Source organism: Peribacillus sp. NPDC096448 (genome assembly GCF_044762675.1).
In the GTDB taxonomy this organism is placed as follows: domain Bacteria; phylum Bacillota; class Bacilli; order Bacillales; family DSM-1321; genus Peribacillus; species Peribacillus frigoritolerans_B.
In genome coordinates this window covers 40287-61316 of record NZ_JBIWEU010000010.1, presented here as the reverse complement: position 1 = coordinate 61316, position 21030 = coordinate 40287, and the positions used below count along the sequence as shown (strand labels likewise).

The 21030-nt window shown below is 35.9% G+C and carries 15 protein-coding genes and 1 pseudogene; 14 read left to right on the top strand and 2 right to left on the bottom strand.

What is annotated here, in order from left to right:
* From ACIQ0C_RS17345 to ACIQ0C_RS17310, 8 genes are all read left to right on the top strand, one after another.
* Nucleotides 1-900 (top strand): carbon-nitrogen hydrolase, encoded by a 900-nt coding sequence (locus ACIQ0C_RS17345; protein ID WP_403062174.1) that lies wholly within the window; start codon nt 1-3, stop codon nt 898-900.
* Nucleotides 901-1386: 486 nt separating this feature from the next.
* The gene (locus ACIQ0C_RS17340; RefSeq protein ID WP_153246179.1) at nt 1387-1527 is read left to right on the top strand and encodes a hypothetical protein; all 141 of its coding nucleotides are present in this window, start codon (nt 1387-1389) and stop codon (nt 1525-1527) included.
* Between the two features lie 1540 nt (nt 1528-3067).
* Complete coding sequence (locus tag ACIQ0C_RS17335; protein WP_403062171.1) at nt 3068-3985, top strand: class II fructose-bisphosphate aldolase; 918 nt, start codon at nt 3068-3070, stop codon at nt 3983-3985.
* Nucleotides 3986-4134: 149 nt separating this feature from the next.
* Nucleotides 4135-4665: a thiol peroxidase gene (tpx, locus tag ACIQ0C_RS17330; RefSeq protein ID WP_403062168.1), complete on the top strand. Its 531-nt coding sequence runs from the start codon at nt 4135-4137 to the stop codon at nt 4663-4665.
* Nucleotides 4666-5248: 583 nt separating this feature from the next.
* Nucleotides 5249-5914, top strand: coding sequence for a GntR family transcriptional regulator (locus ACIQ0C_RS17325; RefSeq protein WP_403062165.1), 666 nt, complete (start codon nt 5249-5251; stop codon nt 5912-5914).
* A gap of 368 nt (nt 5915-6282) precedes the next feature.
* Nucleotides 6283-7680, top strand: a complete 1398-nt coding sequence (locus tag ACIQ0C_RS17320) for an NCS1 family transporter (RefSeq protein ID WP_402836808.1) — start codon at nt 6283-6285, stop codon at nt 7678-7680.
* A 133-nt stretch (nt 7681-7813) separates the two neighbouring features.
* The gene (gene allB / locus ACIQ0C_RS17315; protein WP_403062163.1) at nt 7814-9196 is read left to right on the top strand and encodes an allantoinase AllB; all 1383 of its coding nucleotides are present in this window, start codon (nt 7814-7816) and stop codon (nt 9194-9196) included.
* 166 nt (nt 9197-9362) lie between these two features.
* Nucleotides 9363-10118 (top strand): IclR family transcriptional regulator, encoded by a 756-nt coding sequence (locus ACIQ0C_RS17310; RefSeq protein ID WP_402836805.1) that lies wholly within the window; start codon nt 9363-9365, stop codon nt 10116-10118.
* Between the two features lie 68 nt (nt 10119-10186).
* Here ACIQ0C_RS17310 and ACIQ0C_RS17305 read toward each other — a convergent pair.
* Nucleotides 10187-10348, bottom strand: a pseudogene (locus ACIQ0C_RS17305) (IS5/IS1182 family transposase); the annotation flags it as partial.
* 439 nt (nt 10349-10787) lie between these two features.
* Here ACIQ0C_RS17305 and ACIQ0C_RS17300 point away from each other — a divergent pair.
* The 6 genes from ACIQ0C_RS17300 (at nt 10788) to ACIQ0C_RS17275 (ending at nt 18296) form a co-directional block, all read left to right on the top strand.
* Complete coding sequence (locus tag ACIQ0C_RS17300) at nt 10788-11612, top strand: transketolase (protein WP_402836804.1); 825 nt, start codon at nt 10788-10790, stop codon at nt 11610-11612.
* Between the two features lies 1 nt (nt 11613).
* Entirely contained in the window at nt 11614-12561 is a 948-nt protein-coding gene (locus ACIQ0C_RS17295) for a transketolase family protein (protein ID WP_402836802.1), read from the top strand.
* A 33-nt stretch (nt 12562-12594) separates the two neighbouring features.
* Nucleotides 12595-14049 carry a four-carbon acid sugar kinase family protein gene (locus ACIQ0C_RS17290; protein ID WP_403062160.1) on the top strand — a complete coding sequence of 485 codons (1455 nt, stop codon included), beginning with the start codon at nt 12595-12597 and terminating at the stop codon, nt 14047-14049.
* The gene (locus tag ACIQ0C_RS17285) at nt 14050-15807 is read left to right on the top strand and encodes a thiamine pyrophosphate-binding protein (RefSeq protein WP_403062157.1); all 1758 of its coding nucleotides are present in this window, start codon (nt 14050-14052) and stop codon (nt 15805-15807) included.
* Nucleotides 15808-15905: 98 nt separating this feature from the next.
* Nucleotides 15906-16844 (top strand): sugar phosphate isomerase/epimerase family protein, encoded by a 939-nt coding sequence (locus tag ACIQ0C_RS17280; protein ID WP_403062154.1) that lies wholly within the window; start codon nt 15906-15908, stop codon nt 16842-16844.
* Between the two features lie 201 nt (nt 16845-17045).
* Nucleotides 17046-18296 (top strand): allantoate amidohydrolase, encoded by a 1251-nt coding sequence (locus tag ACIQ0C_RS17275; RefSeq protein ID WP_403062152.1) that lies wholly within the window; start codon nt 17046-17048, stop codon nt 18294-18296.
* 466 nt (nt 18297-18762) lie between these two features.
* Here the strand turns inward: ACIQ0C_RS17275 and ACIQ0C_RS17270 are convergent, their stop codons facing one another.
* Nucleotides 18763-20415, bottom strand: coding sequence for a PucR family transcriptional regulator (locus tag ACIQ0C_RS17270; protein ID WP_403062150.1), 1653 nt, complete (start codon nt 20413-20415; stop codon nt 18763-18765).
* Between the last annotated feature and the right edge of the window lie 615 nt (nt 20416-21030).

Sequence of the window (21030 nt, the reverse complement as noted above, 5' to 3'; positions counted from 1 at the left end):
ATGTCAAAAGTAAAAGTTGGTCTTATTCAAATTCATTGCGGGGAATTCATTGAGGAAAATATTCAAAAAACGATAGAGAAAATAAAAGAAACAGTAAATAATGGTGCACAAATCGTTTGTTTACAGGAATTATTTTCTTCGCAATATTTTCCACAAACGGTGAGTGTGAAAAATTATGAATTAGCTGAAGATGTAGATAGCGGTACATTGGCCGAAATGGGTGAATTAGCAAAGGAATTAGCCATTGTCTTGATTGTACCTTTTTACGAAAGAGCAGGTGCCGGGATTTATTTTAATAGTGCAGCTGTATTTGATGCTGATGGGGAATGTTTAGGGATTACAAGAAAAAATCATATTCCGGATGGCCCCCAGTATCATGAAAAATATTATTTCGTTCCAGGCAATACTGGATATCCTGTCTATGAAACGGCTTATGGAAAAATAGGAGTTGGGATTTGTTGGGACGAGTGGTATCCAGAAGTTGCCCGAATTTTGAGCTTACAAGGGGCAGAAATATTATTCTATCCTTCTGCTATTGGTTCAGAGCCAGATCATCCCGAGATATCAACAAGATCATCCTGGGAAAAGGCAATTTCCGCTCATGGCATTTCTAATGGTGTATTTGTTGCTGCGACAAATCGAGTGGGCCAGGAAAAGGACATGAATTTTTATGGAGGTACATTCATTAGCGATACATTCGGGAATATTTTAGCTTCACTTGATGATGAAGAAGGAATTATTGTGCAAGAAATTGATTTAAAAGAAATAGAAGAAACTAGAAAAATCCTGCAATTCTTTAGAGACCGTCGTGTCGATACATACAGCCCTATATTACAAAAAGAAATACTCCCGACTCCATCCCCTTCAAAAAAGGGAACAAACAAAGCGCTGTTTAGTTAATCATTAAAAGGAATAGACAAACCTTATCATGATCGGGTTTGCCGAAATCATTATTGCCAGGCACTAGCTTTCCGCCGACCGTCTGCCAAGCCTCCTCGCCAAAAAGTGTCTGTGGGGTCTCGGCTAGCCAGTTTATCGGCAGGAGTGTCGGAAATTTCTTCAATCTATTCAGGGTTTCATCTGAAATGAAAAACCAATTTTCCTATTATGGAAAGTTGGTTTTTTACGCTATTCAAATGGTCATTAATGTAACCAGGCATTTTATTTCTTGCTTCAGAGAAATAACGGGTGAATTAGCTTTTGATCGGCGCTGTCGCTAAGGAAGCTTTTTCTTTATATGACGGTTAGCAAAGAACAATATGGGAAATACTAAGAGAATGAAATTCTTACCGAATTTTCAGCAAAATACATTGACGGGAAAATACGATTGTTATATATTATTAATAAGCTAAATTTATTGTTATATAACAGAAGGAGGGACCCTAGATGATGAACATTTATGATAAAGCTTATGAAAGTTATTTAAAGATTTGTGAAAGGTATGAAATCGAGTCGATAAACATCGACCATTTCATCAAAAATTTAACTAAAGATCAGTTGGATGAATACAGTAAATTAGCCGTTTAAACGAAAGGACGTGATTGTACAAGATGGACCTCCCGGTTGATGTAGATGTAGAAGCCAGTTAGAAACCCCACCAGTTGCTATGGGAACAGGTGGGGTTTTGTCATGTGTTTTAAGAGGTTATTTTTTATTAATAGGATAACTCGGCTTGTTGCACGGATGTGTTTTGGCGATTTATACTCGCGATAGCCCTCTTTATTTGTTGTTAAGTACTTTAATGGCTCGCCAGAAGGCAAAGGTAACAATCAAAATGTTCAGCGTATTCATGGTCATGTTTGCGAAAGAACCCCTCTTTTGTTCGAGGACGTGTATAGGGTAAAGCCGTTATGATTTCTTTGTAAAATAGGTAGCTTGAAAATGCTGGTGTTTAATAAGTTCTTCTGCTCTTATAAAATCAAATATCACTTACTATTACATGACTAGTAAAAGAGAAAAGCTGTGTAAAAACTTTAGTGGGTAAAAATACAAAATTCAGAATTTTCTTGAAAGTGATTCATGCACATGTTAAAATTCATTTCAGGAAAGAGTATTATAAATAAGCTGATATTGGAATTTTGGTGAAACTCGGTTTCTTAATAGGCAACAAAAACCGCAAGGAAGGACTAAAGAATCCATATAGGAAATAAAGTCTACGGGGGTTGGAAACATTAAACGATGCCTTCTTGCCTATTACATTAAAACATCAAAAATCAGTACAATGATTGTTATATATATTGACATAACTAATCATTCTTTTTATACAGATTTTTGGTAATAGAAAGAAACAATGTTGTTTATTAAGAAACTTTGAGTTGTTGATTAAACATCTTCAGTTTTAATATTCTTCAAATCTATCTACAAGGGAGTGAGAAAGATGAATTGAAAGCGCGTCATTGAAATCAAACTATAGAAAATTTGACGGGAAATAATATTTAAAAGAATTAGCTTAAAACACCAATAAAAGTTATGTCGATGTAAATCTAATGATTTATTTTTTGAATGGAAGAAATGTAAGCGCTTGTATAAAAGTTATCCGTTGGTAATGTCCTGTGTTTTAGACTGTAACATCGTAACTAGTTTAGAAAAGGCAAAACTTTACATGATAGAGATGAAATCATTCAGGAGGTTTTTGTTTAATGCTTACAATTCAATTTTCATATTAATGATTGCAGCAATAATTGTAGCAGCAATCATTGCCCTTACGATTGGCAATAATACCGAAAAAGAAAATTTTATTAAATTCAGAAGCAATAGTAGAAGCTTAAGATGAATTGCAAATTTATCAGTAATTAAATGGGTTCATTTATCTTTGTTGAGAATAGTAATATTGTAAAAATGATGCGAATGTTTTTACATGGTAATAAAAGCGGCTGTCAGATAACGAATCCTCGTACATAGAAATGCAGACGCCTTTTTTAGAGTAGTGGGTAAGAAAGACGGGGGAAAGTGTTGTAATTCTCAGAAAATAAATTAGAATTATAAAGGAACATCGTTGCTTATTGGGTAACGGAAAGAGTATGAATGAACGAAATAAGTTAAATCATCTTTAAGGGAGTTTGAATGAATGAAAGTAAATTTAAAACCAAACAATGTTAGTTCATTAACAAAGGTACTTGCAGTAGCTACGCAAAATCAATTTGCTGTCGGTTCGTTTACTCCTAGAGCTACAAAGATGGTAGCTCCTATACTTAGAGCGGCCCAAGAAAAGAAATCTGCGGTCATTGTCCAAACTTCTGAGAGGGAGCAGGAACGATATGGCATCAATTTAGCGGAATTTAGCCGAGAGTTTTATCGTGTGATCCGAGAGGAGAATATTACGATCCCTGCTGTGTTACATTTAGATCATACGAAGGATTTCAATGTAATTGCTGAAGCCATCGAAGTTGGTTTTACATCCGTTATGATTGATGCATCAGAGCAACCATTTAAGAAAAATATTGAGATAACAAAAAAGGTTGTTGAGTATGCACATTCAAGAGGCGTAACTGTTGAAGCTGAACTAGGCAAGATAGGGACTACCGACTTTATTGAAACCGACGTTGATGAAGAGCTATTTACAGAGCCTAAAGAAGCAAAACAGTTTGTTGAAGAGACATGTATTGATGCATTAGCGGTTTCTGTCGGAACTTCACATGGGGTTTATCTTGTTAAAAATCCAAAAATTGATATTGAACGTTTAATAGAAATTCGTACATTAACATCGGTCCCCTTAGTGTTACATGGCGGTTCCGGCACTCCTTCAGAGATGATTAAAAATGCAATTCAAATTCCTAATGGTGGAATTAGTAAAGTGAATATTGCAACAGATTTAGAACAGATGATGATAAAAACTCTTAATCGAGAAAATTATGTTACAGAAAAAGAGTGGTCGGAACTGCCAACTGAAACATTAACTTTAGTCCAAAACGCAGTTCAGAACGTAGTAAAAGAAAAAATTGAAAATTTTTTAATAAGTAGCGATAGCGCTTCTTATTATGTTTAAGAAGTAATATTATACTAACTTTGAACGGGTACCGCCTTATTATAGACACATAAGATAAACCCTATAACCACATATTAGATGGCTATACAATTTATCGTCGAAGATAACTATTTTTAGAAGAATTGCTAAGGTAATAGGAGGAAAATAATATGTCTTTAGAAAGATCTAGTATAGTAACCTTTGCTGGTAAGCCAGTTACGTTGATTGGTAGTGAAATTCGTGTTGGTGATAAAGCGCCAAATTTTGAAGTATTAGCAAATGATCTCTCAAAAGTTACACTTGAAGATTCAAAAGGGAAAGTCCGACTTATTTCATGTGTTCCCTCTCTTGATACAGGGGTATGTGACGCACAAACACGGAAATTTAACCAATTAGCTAGCAATCTAGGAAATGACGTGGAAGTGTTAACAATTAGTGTAGATCTTCCATTTACACAAAAAAGATGGTGTGGAGCAGCAGGAATAGAACAAGCCCAAACCCTTTCAGATCATTTTAAGATGTCATTTGGAACAGCTTATGGCACATATATAAAGGAACATCGTTTAGAATGCCGTGCAGTATTCGTTGTGGATGAAAAAGATGTCGTACAGTATGTTGAATACGTTTCGGAAATTACGGAACATCCGAATTATGAAGCAGCTATAAAAGCAATTAAGTCATTTATAAAAGTTAAAAAGTGATATAAATAAGCAATATACACCTATGTTTTAAAGAACGCATTACGTATTAAAATCTTGTTTTCTCAGTTTATTATATCCTAATCTCAAAATAAAAAGGCTGCCTCACAAAAGGTCAGCCTCTTCTTCTATATGGTTTTAATAATGGGGTAGTGAGGTGCAAACATTGAGACAAAAAAGTTTTTATTACCTTAAAGGAATAGGGTGATAATAGTAATATTTGATTTTTCTTAATAAGGTGTCAGAAATATTCTGAATTTTATATTTTTTTGTTGGAAAACTAAATTAGGGGTGATATTATAAAAATGTGAAGAATTTATTAATTATGGGATTAAATGTTATATTTTTCTCATTAATAGAAACAATGTTGCTTATTGAGAAACCTAAAGAAGTGACAAACTTTTTGAATTTTGGCAATGATATTTGAAAACAGATAGATGAAGTATTTTAAACAACTTAATTTAAATGAACCAGATTGTATAAAATTAAGTATCAAATAATGATCCCATTCAAATTTTTTTTATCCTGTATTGTATACAATACTGCATTCAATTTTGAATTCTTCATTGAGAGGAGGTATAAAGTTTTGAATAGTTTAGAAATAGATATCTATAAAAAAATCAAGCAAGCTATTATCCAGCAAAGGCTTCGGCCCAATATGCAATTAATAGAAAAGGATCTTGCTGAATCGTTTGGCGTTAGCCGTACCCCTGTCCGTAATGTTCTGCGCAGATTGGAATATGAAAAATTGGTGAAAATTAAAGAGCATAAAGGTACCTTTGTCTCTTGTTCAACAATTGAAGAAGCAAAAGAAGTATTTGAAATGAGGAGAATCTTAGAAGGGGAAGCAGTGCGAAGAGCATGCAGACTCTTTAACGAGGAACAATTACAAGAACTAGAGACTCTAGTTGAAGAAGAACGACATATTTATGATAGTCGGGATTTTTATGAATCTTTAAAAATATCTGGGGATTTTCATTTGAAAATAGCTGAAATCGCAGGAAATTCGTATTTTTATCAATATCTCGAAGACTTAATTTCCCTAACTTATGTGATTATAGCAATCTATGGAAGAGGGGGAATGGGGACATGTGGTTATCAAGATCATTTTCAAATTTTTAATGCTATTAAGCAAAGGGATGGTGACCTTGCAGAACGCTTATCTCTCATTCATCTTAGGGAAATTGAGTCGAATCTTCATTTTAATGAGGAATTACAAATCTCGTCTTCCTGGTCAGATATATTTCTTTAATGTAAATTGATATACGATTCACTGAAAGCGCTTACTGATGGGGGTTTTAAGGAGGTGATACAATCCATCGAAATCATTTTCCAAATTAAATGTAGTTGTCATGCTGTTTTTTTTGTGATTTTTAAGGAACGTTGTTGCTTAATGCGCGACAATACCTCGATTCAAACACATTAAGATGGTGGAGGATCGATGGGAAATAGTACTTTTAACAAAACAAATTCGCATTTTATTTCCTTTGAATGAAGAACAGAAAAGAACACTTAGAAGAAAGATTGTATCATATTATAGCCTCGGCAAACATCTAAGACCTAACCTGTTAACCAATGCTTTAAAATGCGGCAAACCATAAAAAAGGGGTTGGATGTATCATGTCTACAAATTTAGAAAATTACGTTCCACAAGAAACGCAGATCCAACATGATACGGGTGTGGATGAATCACTTAATCCAAAAACCGAGGAGGGTAGGACGGTAAGTCCGTTAGACTATATTTTCATGTGGGTTGGTGACGGTGTTAATCTAGGTAATATGACGCTTGGAGCCAGTATGATTGTAGCGGGAATCGCTACGTTAAATATCTTTCAGACATTTGCCGCAGCTATCATGGCAATTGGTATCATTTCAACTGTTTTTGCTTTAAATGACAGGCTCGGATACAGAACGGGAATACCATATGTTGTACAGCTTAGAATGTCCTTTGGGCTTAAAGGTTCCGTAATATCATCACTGATGCGCGGTATTCCCGCCATCGTTTGGTACGGTTTTCAAAGTTGGATTGGCGGTACTGCCTTAAATGAAATTGCGAAGATTATTACGGGCGGCGCCTTTGATAATGTTGCCATTTGCTTTGTAGTGCTACAGTTGGTGCAAATTGGGCTTTCGCTGTATGGATTCCATGCCATTAAATGGGTGGAAACGCTTGCGTCTATTGTTATTGTACTAGCGCTTCTCTATGTATTTGGCGTTCTACTAACTTCCTATAGCGATGTTATTGCAGAAACATGGGTTCATGCAGAAGGATCATGGGGCTTGCCTTTCTTTGCATTGATCATGATGTTTATGGGAAATTATGCGGCTATCTTTTTAAGTGCAGCGGACTATTCAAGAGAGCTAAAGTCTGGTATTAGCGACACAAAACGCGGGTTTTTGTACTTTCTTCCTATTTTAATGGCGTACGGCTTGACACTTACAATCGGTGGAATGCTTGCTTCCGCAACCGGCATCAATAATCCTGTGAAAGCGTTTGCAGTCGTGGTGGATAACTCTTACATTACACTCTTTGTATCCGCATTTATTGTTTTGGGTGCGGTTGCAGTAAACATGGTTGCCAATATTATTCCGCCAACCTATGTTATTACATTGCTTACAAAAATGAAATATAAACCTGCAGTTACCATAACCGGACTGCTTGCATTTTGCTCATTCCCTTGGGTTCTTGTGCAGGATTCTTCGGCAAAGGGTCTTGGAATCTTCATTCTTATATATTCCGCATTTCTAGGACCGATTGTTTCTATATTATTAGTGGAATATTATATATTAAGAAAGCAAAAGGTAAATGTTGCAGACTTGTATAAGGAAGACGGTCCATTTGCCGGGTATAATCCAGCAGCGGTTCTTGCATTGCTTATCGGCGCCGGTGCAGCGTGTGTGAAAGTGGAGCTGGCATGGATTATCGGCGTTGTTGTGGCAGGTATTGCATATTTGCTTTTGATGAAATTTGCATTTAAAAATTCAAAATTCAAAAAGGGTACTATTTTTGAAAAGTAAACCTGTATTTCTATGTTTCCTGGGGTTATTCTCTCGATCTATTTATAATGGATTGATGCAATCTGAGGATGAAATAAACAAGGCAGTTGAGTAATGCCAATATACAGAAAATTTCAAAAAAGGGGTTGGGAGAATGAAGTTTGATTTAGTTATAAAGAACGGAAATGTAGTAATTGAAAATACAGTAGAACAACTGGATATCGGTATACTTAATGGTGAAATTGCAGAAATTTCAAAAGAAATAGTCGGGGAATCTGCTGAAATTATAGATGCCTCTCATCAATATGTCATGCCTGGGATGATAGATGCCCATGTCCATATTTGCGAGCCAGGCAGAACGGAGTGGGAAGGGTTTGTAACAGGAACTCAAGCACTAGCTGCAGGAGGAACAACATCATTTGTTGATATGCCATTAAACGCTTTGCCGGCAACGACTACAAAGAGTTCACTGCATTTAAAATTAAAATCTGCTGAAAATAAGGCGTACGTTGATTATGCTTTGTATGGTGGATTAGTTCCTGATAATCTCGAAGATTTAGAAGACCTTTCTAACGAAGGTGTTGTGGCCTTCAAATGTTTTATGGCAACATGTGGTAGTGAGGAAATTGGAGATTTTAAAAATGTTGATGATTTTACTCTATATCAAGGTATGAAAAAACTATCGGAATTGGGGCATATTTTATCTATACATGCTGAGAATGCAGAGCTTACTGATAAACTGGCAATTGAAAAGAAAAAACAAGGGAAGACAACAGCAAAAGATTATGCTGAGTCCCGCCCCATATTTACTGAGGTTGATGCTGTAAAACGTGCTTTGTTATTAGGTAAAGAGACTGGATGTAAATTACATTTTGTTCATATAAGCAGTGAAGAGGCTGTTGAAGAAATCCTTAAAGCACGTAAACTAGGCCAAGAGGTTACGATAGAATCGTGTCCTCACTATTTCACGTTAGATATTGAAACCTTTGAAAGGGTAGGACCTGTTGCGAAATGCGCCCCACCGCTTCGTACTAAAACAGAACAAGATAAATTATGGGAAGCTCTTAAGGAGGGGAAAATTGATATCCTGGCCTCAGACCATTCCCCATGTCCTCCAGAAATGAAGCAGAGCAACAGCAATAATATGTTTGATGTGTGGGGAGGGATTAGTGGCTGCCAAAATAATGTTGATTTAATGTTTGACGAGGCTGTTAAGAAACGTGGGGTTTCTGTAAGTGAATTTTCAAAGATGATTGCGACAAAACCTGCAGAAATATTTAACTTAAGAAATAAAGGAAGCATTAAAGTTTCCTATGACGCTGATATCATTCTCCTTGATCCAAATAAATCATACACCATTCAGCCAGAAGACTTGTATTACCGTCATCAACAAAGCCCTTATGTTGGAAGGAAAATTAACTGTCGAGTGACGAAAACGTTTGTAAGAGGACAACTGGTATTTGATTTTGAGCAAGGGATAGTAAGTCATCCAATCGGGAAGTTCATTTCGGCAAAAAGTAGTTTCGTACAAGCATAAAGTTATTTAAAGAAGGTTGACCTAAAAGGGCACTTAAGTTGCTCTTAATGGCGTCATACCTTCTTTTTGTTTTATTTTTTGAATGGTATTATGTCTGTGGATTGCTCTTGTGGTAAGATAAAGAAACAGGATCAGTAATTTAGGATTTAATCGGAGGTTAATATAAATGGTTAAGTCAGTAGATAGGGCGTTAACAATTATTTCATTAGTGAGCAAGCGTAAAGAAGGGATTGGGGTTACTGAGCTGGCCTCCAACCTAGATTTAAATAAAAGCTCTATATTCAGATTATTAAGTACTCTTGTAGATCATGGATTCATCGAACAAAATCCTGAAACTAAAAAATATAGATTAGGCTATAAATATTTAGAATTAAGTTCGATGCTACTTGAATCTATTGACTTGAGAACTCAGGCTAAACCTTTTCTGGAAGAGTTAGAATCACATATTAATGAAGTGATCCACTTGACCGTATATGATCAAGGAGAGGTAATCTATATTGAAAAACTTGAGGGAAGTGAAACCCTTAGAACACATTCGCAAGTAGGAAGACGGGCCCCAATGCATTGTACGGCAGTTGGGAAGGTAATCTTAGCCCATCTGCCATTAAATGAGATCGTAGATATAATTGACAAGCATGGTTTACCAAAACATACTGAACATACGATTATAGATAAGGAATCTTTTTTTAAAGAATTGGGAAAAATCAGGAACGAAGGTATTGGTAGGGAAGTTGAAGAAAATGAACAAGGAATCACCTGTATTGCAGCGCCAATTTTTGATAATCGGAAGAAAATTACAGCTGCTGTCAGTATATCAGGACCAAGCATCCGAATGACTGAAGAAAGATTAACTGAAATTAAACCAATTATAATGGATATTGGTAAAAAGATTTCCAAAAGGCTTGGTTACACAGACAATTAAATAATGTGAAAAAAAGAATTGGTATAAGGCCAGTTCTTTTTTTTGTAGACAAAAGGGGTTAGGAATTTTTCTTCCTTATCAAATTTATCAGGTGGAAAAGGCTTTTTTCCATGGTTTGTCCGATCTTGATTTATTTCATCTTGAAGGCGTCCTTGATAAGCTCTTGTTTCCTTACGAACGATTTTCTTTTTTAATTACCGTTTATTCGCACTCGCTTTCACATGTGTAGTAATGGAGACTTTAGGCAAAAAGGGTTTCTAAAAGTTAAAACAAAGTTGCCTTGGAACGGAGGGTGCGAGACTCCTGCGGGAAAAGCGAGTTCAGGGGAGACCCCTTAGGCGCGAAGGCGCCGAGGGCGGACCGCCCTCGGAAAGCCAGTGCCTGGAGGCAACGTTCGAATTGTCTACAGTCTGAAAGAATTGGTATAAGACCAGTTCTTTTTTTGTAGAAATTCATTGATTCAAGTTTATCTTCGAATAGGCACTCTGACATTTTGTCCTTCAAAAATATTTATAAAAAATTTAATGGCGAAAATACTTGAAATATTCAAAAAACGGTGATAATATCAAAATAAGAAACAAGGTTAGTTAATAAGCAACGAAATGCTTATTTTTTTAATTATTTAATGAAACTACGTTGCTTATTGCGCGACTAAAAGGAGGAGTAATAGTGGATTTTTCTAAAGAGAAAAGCAAATTTTATAATAATCTAACGAAAACAATTCGCCGGCACATAGTTAAAATGACGAACCATGCTGGAAGTGGTCATCCCGGTGGTTCTTTATCAGCAACTGAACTAATGTCCGTCCTATTTTTTGAACACATGAATGTTGATCCTAAAAACCCAGATTGGCAAGACCGAGATTGTTTCTTCCTATCTAAGGGTCATTGTACACCTGTATTTTATTCAGTATTAGCTGAAAAAGGTTTCTTCCCAGTTGAAGAGTTAATGACATTCAGGGATGTTGACGGCAGGTTACATGGACATCCATGTGGAGAGCATATTCCAGGTGTAGACATATCTTCAGGATCACTTGGTCAAGGATTATCAGTAGCTAATGGTGTTGGATTAATTGCAAAACTAGATGGTAGCAATAGAAGATCATATTGCATGATTGGTGATGGAGAATTACAAGAAGGTCAAGTATGGGAAGCAGCAATGACAACTGCACATTACAATCTTGATAACGTTTGTGCGATTATCGACTGGAACAAAATTCAACTTGATGATTTTGTTGAAAATGTAAAAGGTGTAAAAAATCTTGGTGATAAATTTAGAGCTTTCGGTTGGCACGTTGTTGAAATTGATGGTCATGATATTAATGCAGTTAATGAAGCGTATAAAGAAGCTAAACGCACTAAAGGCAGACCTACTGCAATTCTAGCTCATACGGTTAAAGGCAAGGGAGTTTCATTTATGGAAGATACACATGATTGGCATGGAATGGCTCCGAATGATGAGCAATTAGAAATCGCTTTAAAGGAGTTGGCTTAAGATGGCAAATCAAGAAGCACCACGTAAAGGTTTTGCTGATGCACTAATTAGACTTGGAGAAAAACATGATAATTTAGTGGTACTTGACGCGGACTGTGCAAAATCAAATATGACAAATCTATATAAAAATAGATTTCCAGAACGCTTTTTCAACATCGGTATTTCTGAATGTGATTTAGTAGGTACTGCAGCTGGTATGGCAGTAGCAGGTAAAGTACCATTTGCGAATGCTTATGCAAACTTCCTTACTGGGCGTGCATTTGATCAAATGAGAATTTCTGTATGTTATTCAAATAACAATGTGAAAATTGTCGGTCATAACGCTGGTACATCAGCTGCTCAAGAAGGTGCAACACATTTACCGCTTGAAGATATTTCTTTAATGCGCTCACTTCCACGTATGACTGTAATTGTTCCAGCTGATGCGGTTGAAATGGAAAAAGCAGTAGAAGCTGCTTATTACCATGACGGACCAATTTACCTGCGTGTTGGCAAATTACCAGTACCAATCGTTACAAAAAAAGAAGAACCATTCAAAATAGGTAAAGCAATTAAATACCGTGAAGGGTCTGATATTACAATCATCAGTACTGGAATAATGCTTGATGAATCACTAAAAGCAGTAGGTGAATTGGAAAAGCAAGGTGTTAGCGCTGAACTTTTACACATTCATACAATTAAACCTATTGATAAAGAAGCCATTATTGCATCTGCTGCGAAAACAAAACATGTTATCACAGTTGAGGAGCATTCAATTATAGGTGGATTAGGTAGTGCTGTTGCTGAAGTATTATCAGAAAGCCAACCAGCTAAATTAAGAAGAATCGGTACAAATGACCGTTTTGGGGTTTCAGGAAAAATGGATGAATTACTTGATTTATTTGAATTAAGAGCACACCGTATTGTTTCTACTGCAAATGAATTATTAGGGCATAGAGTAACTAGTTAATCACATTTTTAGATAATGAAAGGGGGAGGGTTTTTGTCAAACGCAACCCAATATCTAAGTTTAAAGGATACTTTAGACCTCTTCTCTAAATCGGATGATAGCCTTCGTGCTAAAATCCAAGCTCATTTAAAACAAACAAAACATAAGTTTATCGTTTTAGATGATGATCCAACTGGTGTCCAAACGGTACATGATATTTTTGTCATCACGGACTGGGGAAAAGACTGGATTAAAAAAGGATTATCTGATGAGAGAAGTGTACTTTATATTTTAACAAACACAAGAAGTTATAATGCAGAAAAAACGGAAAACATCAATAGAGAGATTGTCCAAAACATTGTTGGCGTTACTAAGGAAATGGGCATTAATTATTCAATTATCAGTAGAAGTGACTCAACATTAAGAGGGCATTATCCACTTGAAATTAATGTGCTCCAAGATGAATTATTAAAAACTGCTGATGTACAAATTTCAGGTCATTTAATCATACCGGCTTTTTTTGAAGCACATCGTTACACCATAGATAATATTCATTATTTAGGTATGGATGGTCAGCTTGTCCCAGTAAATGAAACAGAATTTGCGAATGATTCCGTTTTCGGTTTCAATACTGCTAATTTGCCGAAATGGATTGAAGAGAAGACAAATGGAAGTGTAGCTTCAGAGTCGGCTTTGATCATTTCACTTGAAGATATTCATAATGGTGGCATTGATAAAGTTTATGAGATTTTACTATCTGCTAACAATAATACTCCTATTATAGTAAATGCTAAATCTTACTATGATTTAGACATCGTATCATTAGCTGTCCTTAAAGCAATTGATTCTGGCAAGCAATTCTTGTTTAGAACTGCAGCATCTATTGTAAAATCGATTGCGGGAATTCAGGATCGTCCATATTTATCAGCTAATGAGATTGTTTCAAATGATGAAAACCAAAACAATGGTGGATTTATTATAGTAGGTTCCCACACGAATAAAACTACGGAACAAATTAAGGAACTAATGAATAAATACCCGATTGAACAAATCGAAATGAATGTTGTGAAAGTTCTAAATAAAGAAACAAGAAATGAAGAGCTAACACGAGTATGTCAATTAGTTGACCATAATATTTCTTCTAATCGCGATACGCTTGTTTATACAAGTAGGGATTTAATTAGTGCGAAAGATAAGGAAGAAAACTTAAAAATTAGTCAAACTGTTTCAAGTTCTTTAGTTAAAGTTATTCGCTCACTAAAAGTAAAGCCGAAATTTATCATTGCAAAAGGTGGTATAACTTCGAGTGATGTGGCAACTGACGGCTTAGATATAAAATATGCAAAAATTTTAGGGCAAGCGATCGCCGGTGTCCCAGTATGGTTAACCGGAAGTGAAGCTAAGTTCAAAGATACACCTTATATCGTATTTCCAGGCAACGTTGGGGATAAAGATTCAATTGCTCAAATCTTTGAAAATATAAAAAAGGATCAAAAGGGAGAGATATAAATGGCTAAACAAAAAATGACAGCTGCTGAGTTAATTGCCTTGTATTTAGAAAAAAGAGGGGTGAAACATGTTTATGGTGTACCGGGTGCTGCAATTTTACCATTCTATGATGCAGTAAAAGAATTAACTAAAATTGAATCATATATTGTTCGTCACGAACAAACGGGTGCTTTCATGGCTGATGGTTATTCAAGAGCAACTGGTGAAGTGGGCGTATGTGCAGCCACATCAGGTCCTGGTGGAACCAATTTCTTAACTGGACTTTACGGTGCATGGATGGATTCCATTCCAATGATAGCCATTACCGGTCAACAAAAAAATAGTTTAATTGGAACCATGCAATTCCAAGAAGCGCCTATCGTTGAAATGGCAAAGCCTGTAACGAAAGCTGCATACCGTTTAACTGACGGTTCGAAAGCTGCTGAATTTATCCATGAAGCATGGGTAACAGCTACTACTGGCAGAAAAGGTCCAGTTCTTCTTGATTTACCAGTTGATCAACAAAAAGTTGAAATAGAAGTCGACTTAGATGTGCTTATCGGTTCTACTCCAGTCGATAACTTACCACAAGCTTCTGACGCTGATATAGAGAAAACATTGGAATTATTAAAAGATGCTAAAAGACCGGTCTTACTTTCTGGTGGAGGGGTCAACATTGCAAACGCTACTTCTGAATTGAAAGCGTTAGCTGAAGAACTGCAAATCCCTGTAGTAACTTCTGGCATGGGGATGGATACATTCCCTAATGATCACCCTTTATTCGCTGGACGTATGGGAACGATGCTTGATACTCCATTCGGTAACAAAACAATTGTTGAAGCCGACTTAGTAATCAACCTAGCCGGACGTTTCGCTGATCGTTCAACTGGTAATGTTTCGGTATTCACACAAAACGGTAAGAAAATCATCCATGTAAATCTTGATAATAAGGAAATTGGTAAAGTTGTACCAACGGTTTTAGGTATTGTTTCTGATGTTAAAACATTCATGGTTAAACTTGCAGAAGCCCATAAAGCACTTGGTGCTCATGTAGCTGCAACTGCCGAAGTAGGTACTAAAGTTGACTTAACTGAAGAGCGTAAGAAATGGGCACGTAAAACCGATTACACAACACTTCCAATCAGACAAGAGCGTGCATTGCGAGAACTTCGTGAATTCTTGGATCGCGATGCCTTCGTATCACATGACTGCGGTATCAGCCAAATCTGGTCCTCTCAATTATTTGAAACGTATGTACCAAGAACCTACTTATTAACTGGTGGTGCGGGGACAATGGGTTGGGGCCTTGGTGCAGCAATGGCAGCGAAACTTGCATTTCCTGAAAGACAAAGTGTAAACATCCTTGGTGATGGAAGCTTAGGGATGTCATTGCAAGATATTGCTACAGCTGCAAAGCATGATATTCCGGTCATTATTTTCTGTATGAATAACTCATTAATGGGATTAATTCGTCAACAACAAAACTGGTTCTATAATGGACGTCAAATTTCTACGGACTTAATTTACAAAAATGAATTATGTGATAATGAAGAGCGAGGAATCGACTTTGTTAAAACGGCTGAAGGTATGGGTGTTCGTGGTGAGGTTGTAACACATTATGATGATATCAAACCAGCTCTGCAACGTGCAGTTGACTCAGGTAAACCATATTTAATCGAAGTTATAGTTGATCCAGATCCAAAGAACGCATGCGAATTCTCTAATAACGGTGCACTTAACGGCTTCAAATACTCTGAAAAAATTGATTATTCCAAATAATCGCTACTCTTGATCGAAGTGATTTTTTTGAAGCAATGGGATATAACCTATTGCTTCAAAAAACATAAAAGGAGGGAAGCCGAATAATCGGCGAAACAATGTCAGCAAATCTTCATAATTCTATGAAAGTCGGAATTGTTCACTTTATGGCTTATCCGGAAACAATGGGTGGAGATGGCCCAGCTGTTGAAACAATTAAGAAAATTGTACAAGATGATTTTTTCTCTGGAATTGAAATTACATCTATTAACAATCCTGAAGAACGTAAAGAGGCTAGTCAAATTTTACAATCTGGTGGAATGACTGTAGGTTTTGGTGCACAACCGATTTTATTAAGAAACAAGGGAAACCTTAATTCTTTTGATGAAGCTGAGCGTAGACGGGCTATCGATTTAGTTAAAGGCGGAATTGACCAGGCTTACGAAGTGAATGCTGCTAAACTTGGTTTCTTAAGTGGGGCTAAACCAGATACTCAACAAGATGTTGCCTTACAATTACTCACGAATTCTATCAAAGAATTATGCGATTATGCAAAATCTAAAGGTGATTTAGTACTCTCACTTGAAACATTTGATGATGAGACTGATAAGAAATGTCTAATCGGTTCGAATAAACTTGCTGTTGAAGTTGCAAAAGAAGTTCGTAAAGTAGATCCCACTTTCGGTTTAATGCTTGATTTAAGTCATTTACCAATGCAACGTGAAACATCTTCTGATGCATTAACGGTTGCTCGTGATTATATTAACCATGCCCATATCGGAAATTGCTATATTAAAGATACTTCTGATCCTGCTTACGGAGATCAGCATCCCCGTTTCGGATATCCAGGAAGTGAAGTTGATGTTCCTGAATTAGCGGAGTATTTACGATCTTTATTAGAAATTGGTTACATCGGTGAAGGTATAAAGAATATAGTCGCTTTTGAAGTGAAACCTGTAGGTACAGAATCATCAGATATTGTAATTGCACAGTCAAAACGTACCCTCATTGATGCATGGTCATTATTACATTCAAAAAAAGGGCGTTTAGTTGGTTAACCTGTCTATAACTATAAGTATTAAACGGTGACAAGCACTTTTGCTTGTCACCGTTTAATCTAAGATTTAATTAGCTTATCATGCAGGATTCCTATTGAGCAACGACTAAATAAGGTGTTAATATGACTTTGCATTAAAAAACTGGATTTTGTAATAAATAACAAATTTTCTTAGAGATTAAATTGGCAAGGAAGTGATCGATTGGTTAAACTTCAGAAGGATGTTGATGCTATAAGAATCAACACTAGAACCGAAGAACTTGCTGCTTGTTCATCTACATCTGTTGGTGTCACTAGACTACCTTTCACAGTGGAAAGTTTAAAGGCAGAAAGACTAGTTGAAGAGTGGATGAAAGCAGCTGGGATGACGGTAAGAAAAGATGCACTTAACAATATAATCGGACGTTATGAAGGGAAAGATCCTACAGCTCCAGTTTTAATGATTGGTTCACATTTAGATAGCGTGATTGAAGCAGGTAAATATGACGGTATTTTAGGAGTTATAACTGGAATAGAAGTTGTTCAGACTCTTAAGGATAATGGCATTATATTATATAATCCAATCGAAGTGGTGGGTTTTTGTGATGAGGAAGGAGTACGGTTTCACTCAACTTTCCTCGGTAGTAAAGCGATTGCAGGAACTTTTACTGCTGAAGATTTAGAAAGAGCAGATGAACAAGGAATAACAATTGCTGAAGCGTTAAAAGGAATTGGTATTGCTGACCCATATGCTTTTAGTAACGCTAGTCGAACTCCAGAAGAACTTCTCGCCTATTTGGAACTTCATATCGAACAGGGGCCAGTGCTTGAGAAGGAGAATGAACCTGTCGGAATAGTTCGTGGGATTGCTGGTGCTACAAGATTTTATTTTGAAATTATCGGGAAACCTGGACATGCAGGGACAGTTCCTGTTGCCCTTAGACAAGATGCACTTTTAGGAGCTAGTGATCTTATTTCCTACATTGAGAACATCGCTATCCAAAATGAACCATTAGTAGCGACTATCGGTAAACTTACTGTAAGTCCGGGTGCTAGTAATGTAATACCTGGCCTTGTAACAGGGACGCTGGATATCCGCGATTTAAATGTTGATCGTAAGAAAAAAGCTATTGAAGCCATATTAACTGAAAGTGAAAGGGTAGCAAAAGCTAGAGGACTCCAAATTCATTTTGAACAAGTCATGGAAGCCGATCCTGTATACTGTGATGAACAATTGATTAAAGTAATCGAAGAGTCCATTATCGAAGTGGATGGTAGCGTTATCAGTCTTGTAAGTGGTGCTGGTCACGATGCAATGGCTATGGCGGATGTAACGAATGTTGCAATGATTTTCGTTCGTTGTAAAGATGGTCTTAGTCATCACCCTGATGAATTCGTTACTGTAGAAGATATGGGTGTAGGAGCTAGAGTTCTTTACTCTACAGTAATTAAAATAGCCACAAAACAATATTGAGTGACATAAAAGATTTTATAGAGAATATAAGACTATCGACTAAAAGAGAACATACAAAAAAACTCGTGATCCGCCTGTATCGGATCACGAGTTTTTTCAAAATGAATACATTTCAATTAGTACCTCTTGAACAAATCAGTCAACTGTTATCAGAAGCATTTTTCTATAAGATTGAATCCTTCGAAAAGCTCATTAGATAAAAAGTATATTAAAGACAGGTATCCTTCATGCGATGAAACAGTCATGCGTATCGACTCAGATCCAATGGTTACAAAGGGAGTTCTGTCGGACTCTTTAACATGTTCATAAAAAAGCCACTGAAATTCCTGGATTCCTCCATAATCGAAGGATTCTGTACCGTCACTTCCAGAAAATAAAGTCGAGATTTACTCTTCATATTGATCTCTGTCTGTGTGGGCAGTTTACATTCAGTCAATACCTGCTTTAGTAGTAATTATAATTTTTATTAATCACTGATATCTCTGAAAATTGAACCCATGAGTAAAGCTATACGTAAATGAAGTGAGTTTTTTGAATCATGGACGGAATAATTCAAAATGTCCTCACATTTGGCAATTCGGTATTTAACGGTATTACGGTGAACAAACAGTTTCCTGGATGTAATCGCAAGTTCACAATTATTATCCAAATATACCAATAAGGTATTAACTAAGTCTTTTTCATCTTTATTTTTCGGATAGGATAGAGAACGTAATGTATTTTCATAAAATTTTTTTAAATCTTTTTCGGGAATTAACCGAATCAGTTCGATTAATTGTTTGGTCTCGTAAAAGTTTATAAATTTATTTTGAAACAGTTTAGACCCATGTGTCCATGCTTCCACTGCTTCTTCGTATGATAGGTTGATATAGGTTAGGTCATTAGAAAAGTTACCAACTCCAAACGACAACGAAATTTTTAGATTTGAATATACCTCATTCTGGAATTCCTTCAGCCTTTCTTCTATTATGCCTTTAATCGAATCATTAATATTCAGAGGAGATTGTATCAAAATAACAAAATAACCATCTTTCATAAAAACGATGTTGTTAGTATCTATTTTTAAAAATGATTTATGTAAAAATTTATATAAATAGTCGTATAATCTATTCATTATTTCTGCACTTTTTTGTAAAGCGTTTTGTTCATCATCATCAATCTTACATACAATGCATGCGTATTTCATATTGTCGATTAAGCCATGCTGTTTTCCCCTATGAATAATTTCTTGTTTGTTAGAAATCTTTCCATCAACAAGGGATGCAAAAAAGTTATTTTCTAACAAACGACTGTTTTCTCTAATAGCCTCGTTTTTAAGCAGCGTGAATGAAATGACTGTTGATGCTTGCTCAATAGCTAATTGGGAAGAGGGGTATGAAAGCTTCTCAGGATGAAGAATTATTAGTAAATATGGATAGGGACGCATTGTTTTCACCCGAAACAATTTTATAGAAATGTCAGTATTTTGGATGTCGATTGTGAGCTGGTTTTTTTCTAGGTATGTTTCTATATCACTTTTAATGTATTCCTGAACATTTTTCATAACGATTTTCATATTTCCTGTACGAAAATGATGAGAAAAGGATGTCACATCACCAATAGGATCAAGTAGGAGAACAGGACATTTTAATAGGGAGCCAAGATTTTCAATTAAAGAATTCAGACTGTAACCTTTTATCATCATATTGGTAAATTCCTTGTGTATATGCATCGCATAAAATAACTCTTCAATTTGGTTATCCCATATAAAGCTTAATAATTGATGAGCAACCGCACCTAATGTTAATGTCTCTGGAATTTGAATAATTGGAAATTCTAATGAGTCAGCTAATTCGATTACATCCGGCGGTATCTTATCAATGAATCTTTTAAGTTTAATGGCAATCCCTGCACATGGAAGTTCATTAATTTGGGAAATGAGATTACATAATGCATGAGGATCGTCTTTAAAAGCGTATCCTGTTGTCAATAATAGGGAGTTCTCAGCTAAAAAATGGATGGCATCTGGAGTTTCTGAAATCTCAATTGATTCCACTTTCCTTTTAAGTCCGGCATGTCCAGCAATAATTTTGGCTTCTCGAAACACATCAACGATAAATAAATCTTCTACTTTTTTCATCATACACCTTCTAATTCTGCATTTTGTCAGTTTTTATTTCTAGAAAGGGAAGCAAACGAATGTTGTTAAATTTGGACAAAAATTTAAATGGGAATTGTTTACATTGCATAATGATTTTGTGAATTACTCCGCTTATAATCAATTGTATAGAGGATTGAAAATTAAGGAAACTGTTTTTAAGATTTTTTTTACATTCCATAAATCTCAAGTTTTTATTATATTTAGCAACTATATTTATATTTAGAAGCGCATAGCATCATACGTTTTTTTGCAATGGTTACTATAGCGAAGCCGGGTTTTAACACCTAAGATCTTAACAGACCTTTTAAACCTTTATATATTTCCAGTTTGTATTTCGGTGGATAGTAAGCGCTATCACTGCTGAGGAGGAAACCTTTTGGAACAAACTAAAGCTCCATTGGAGCAGAAACAGAATTTAGCAGAGACTTATTGGCAACAAAACCCGAAGATGGAAATTGGAAAGTAGGGAACTATTTTCTATAGGGATGGGTTCTGTTCATAATGTTCCATCCTACGTTACAATTGGTGTTTTTTTTTGCGCTAGGACTATCGGTTGGACAGGTATTATACACTTCAAGAAAAGTGGAAACGAGA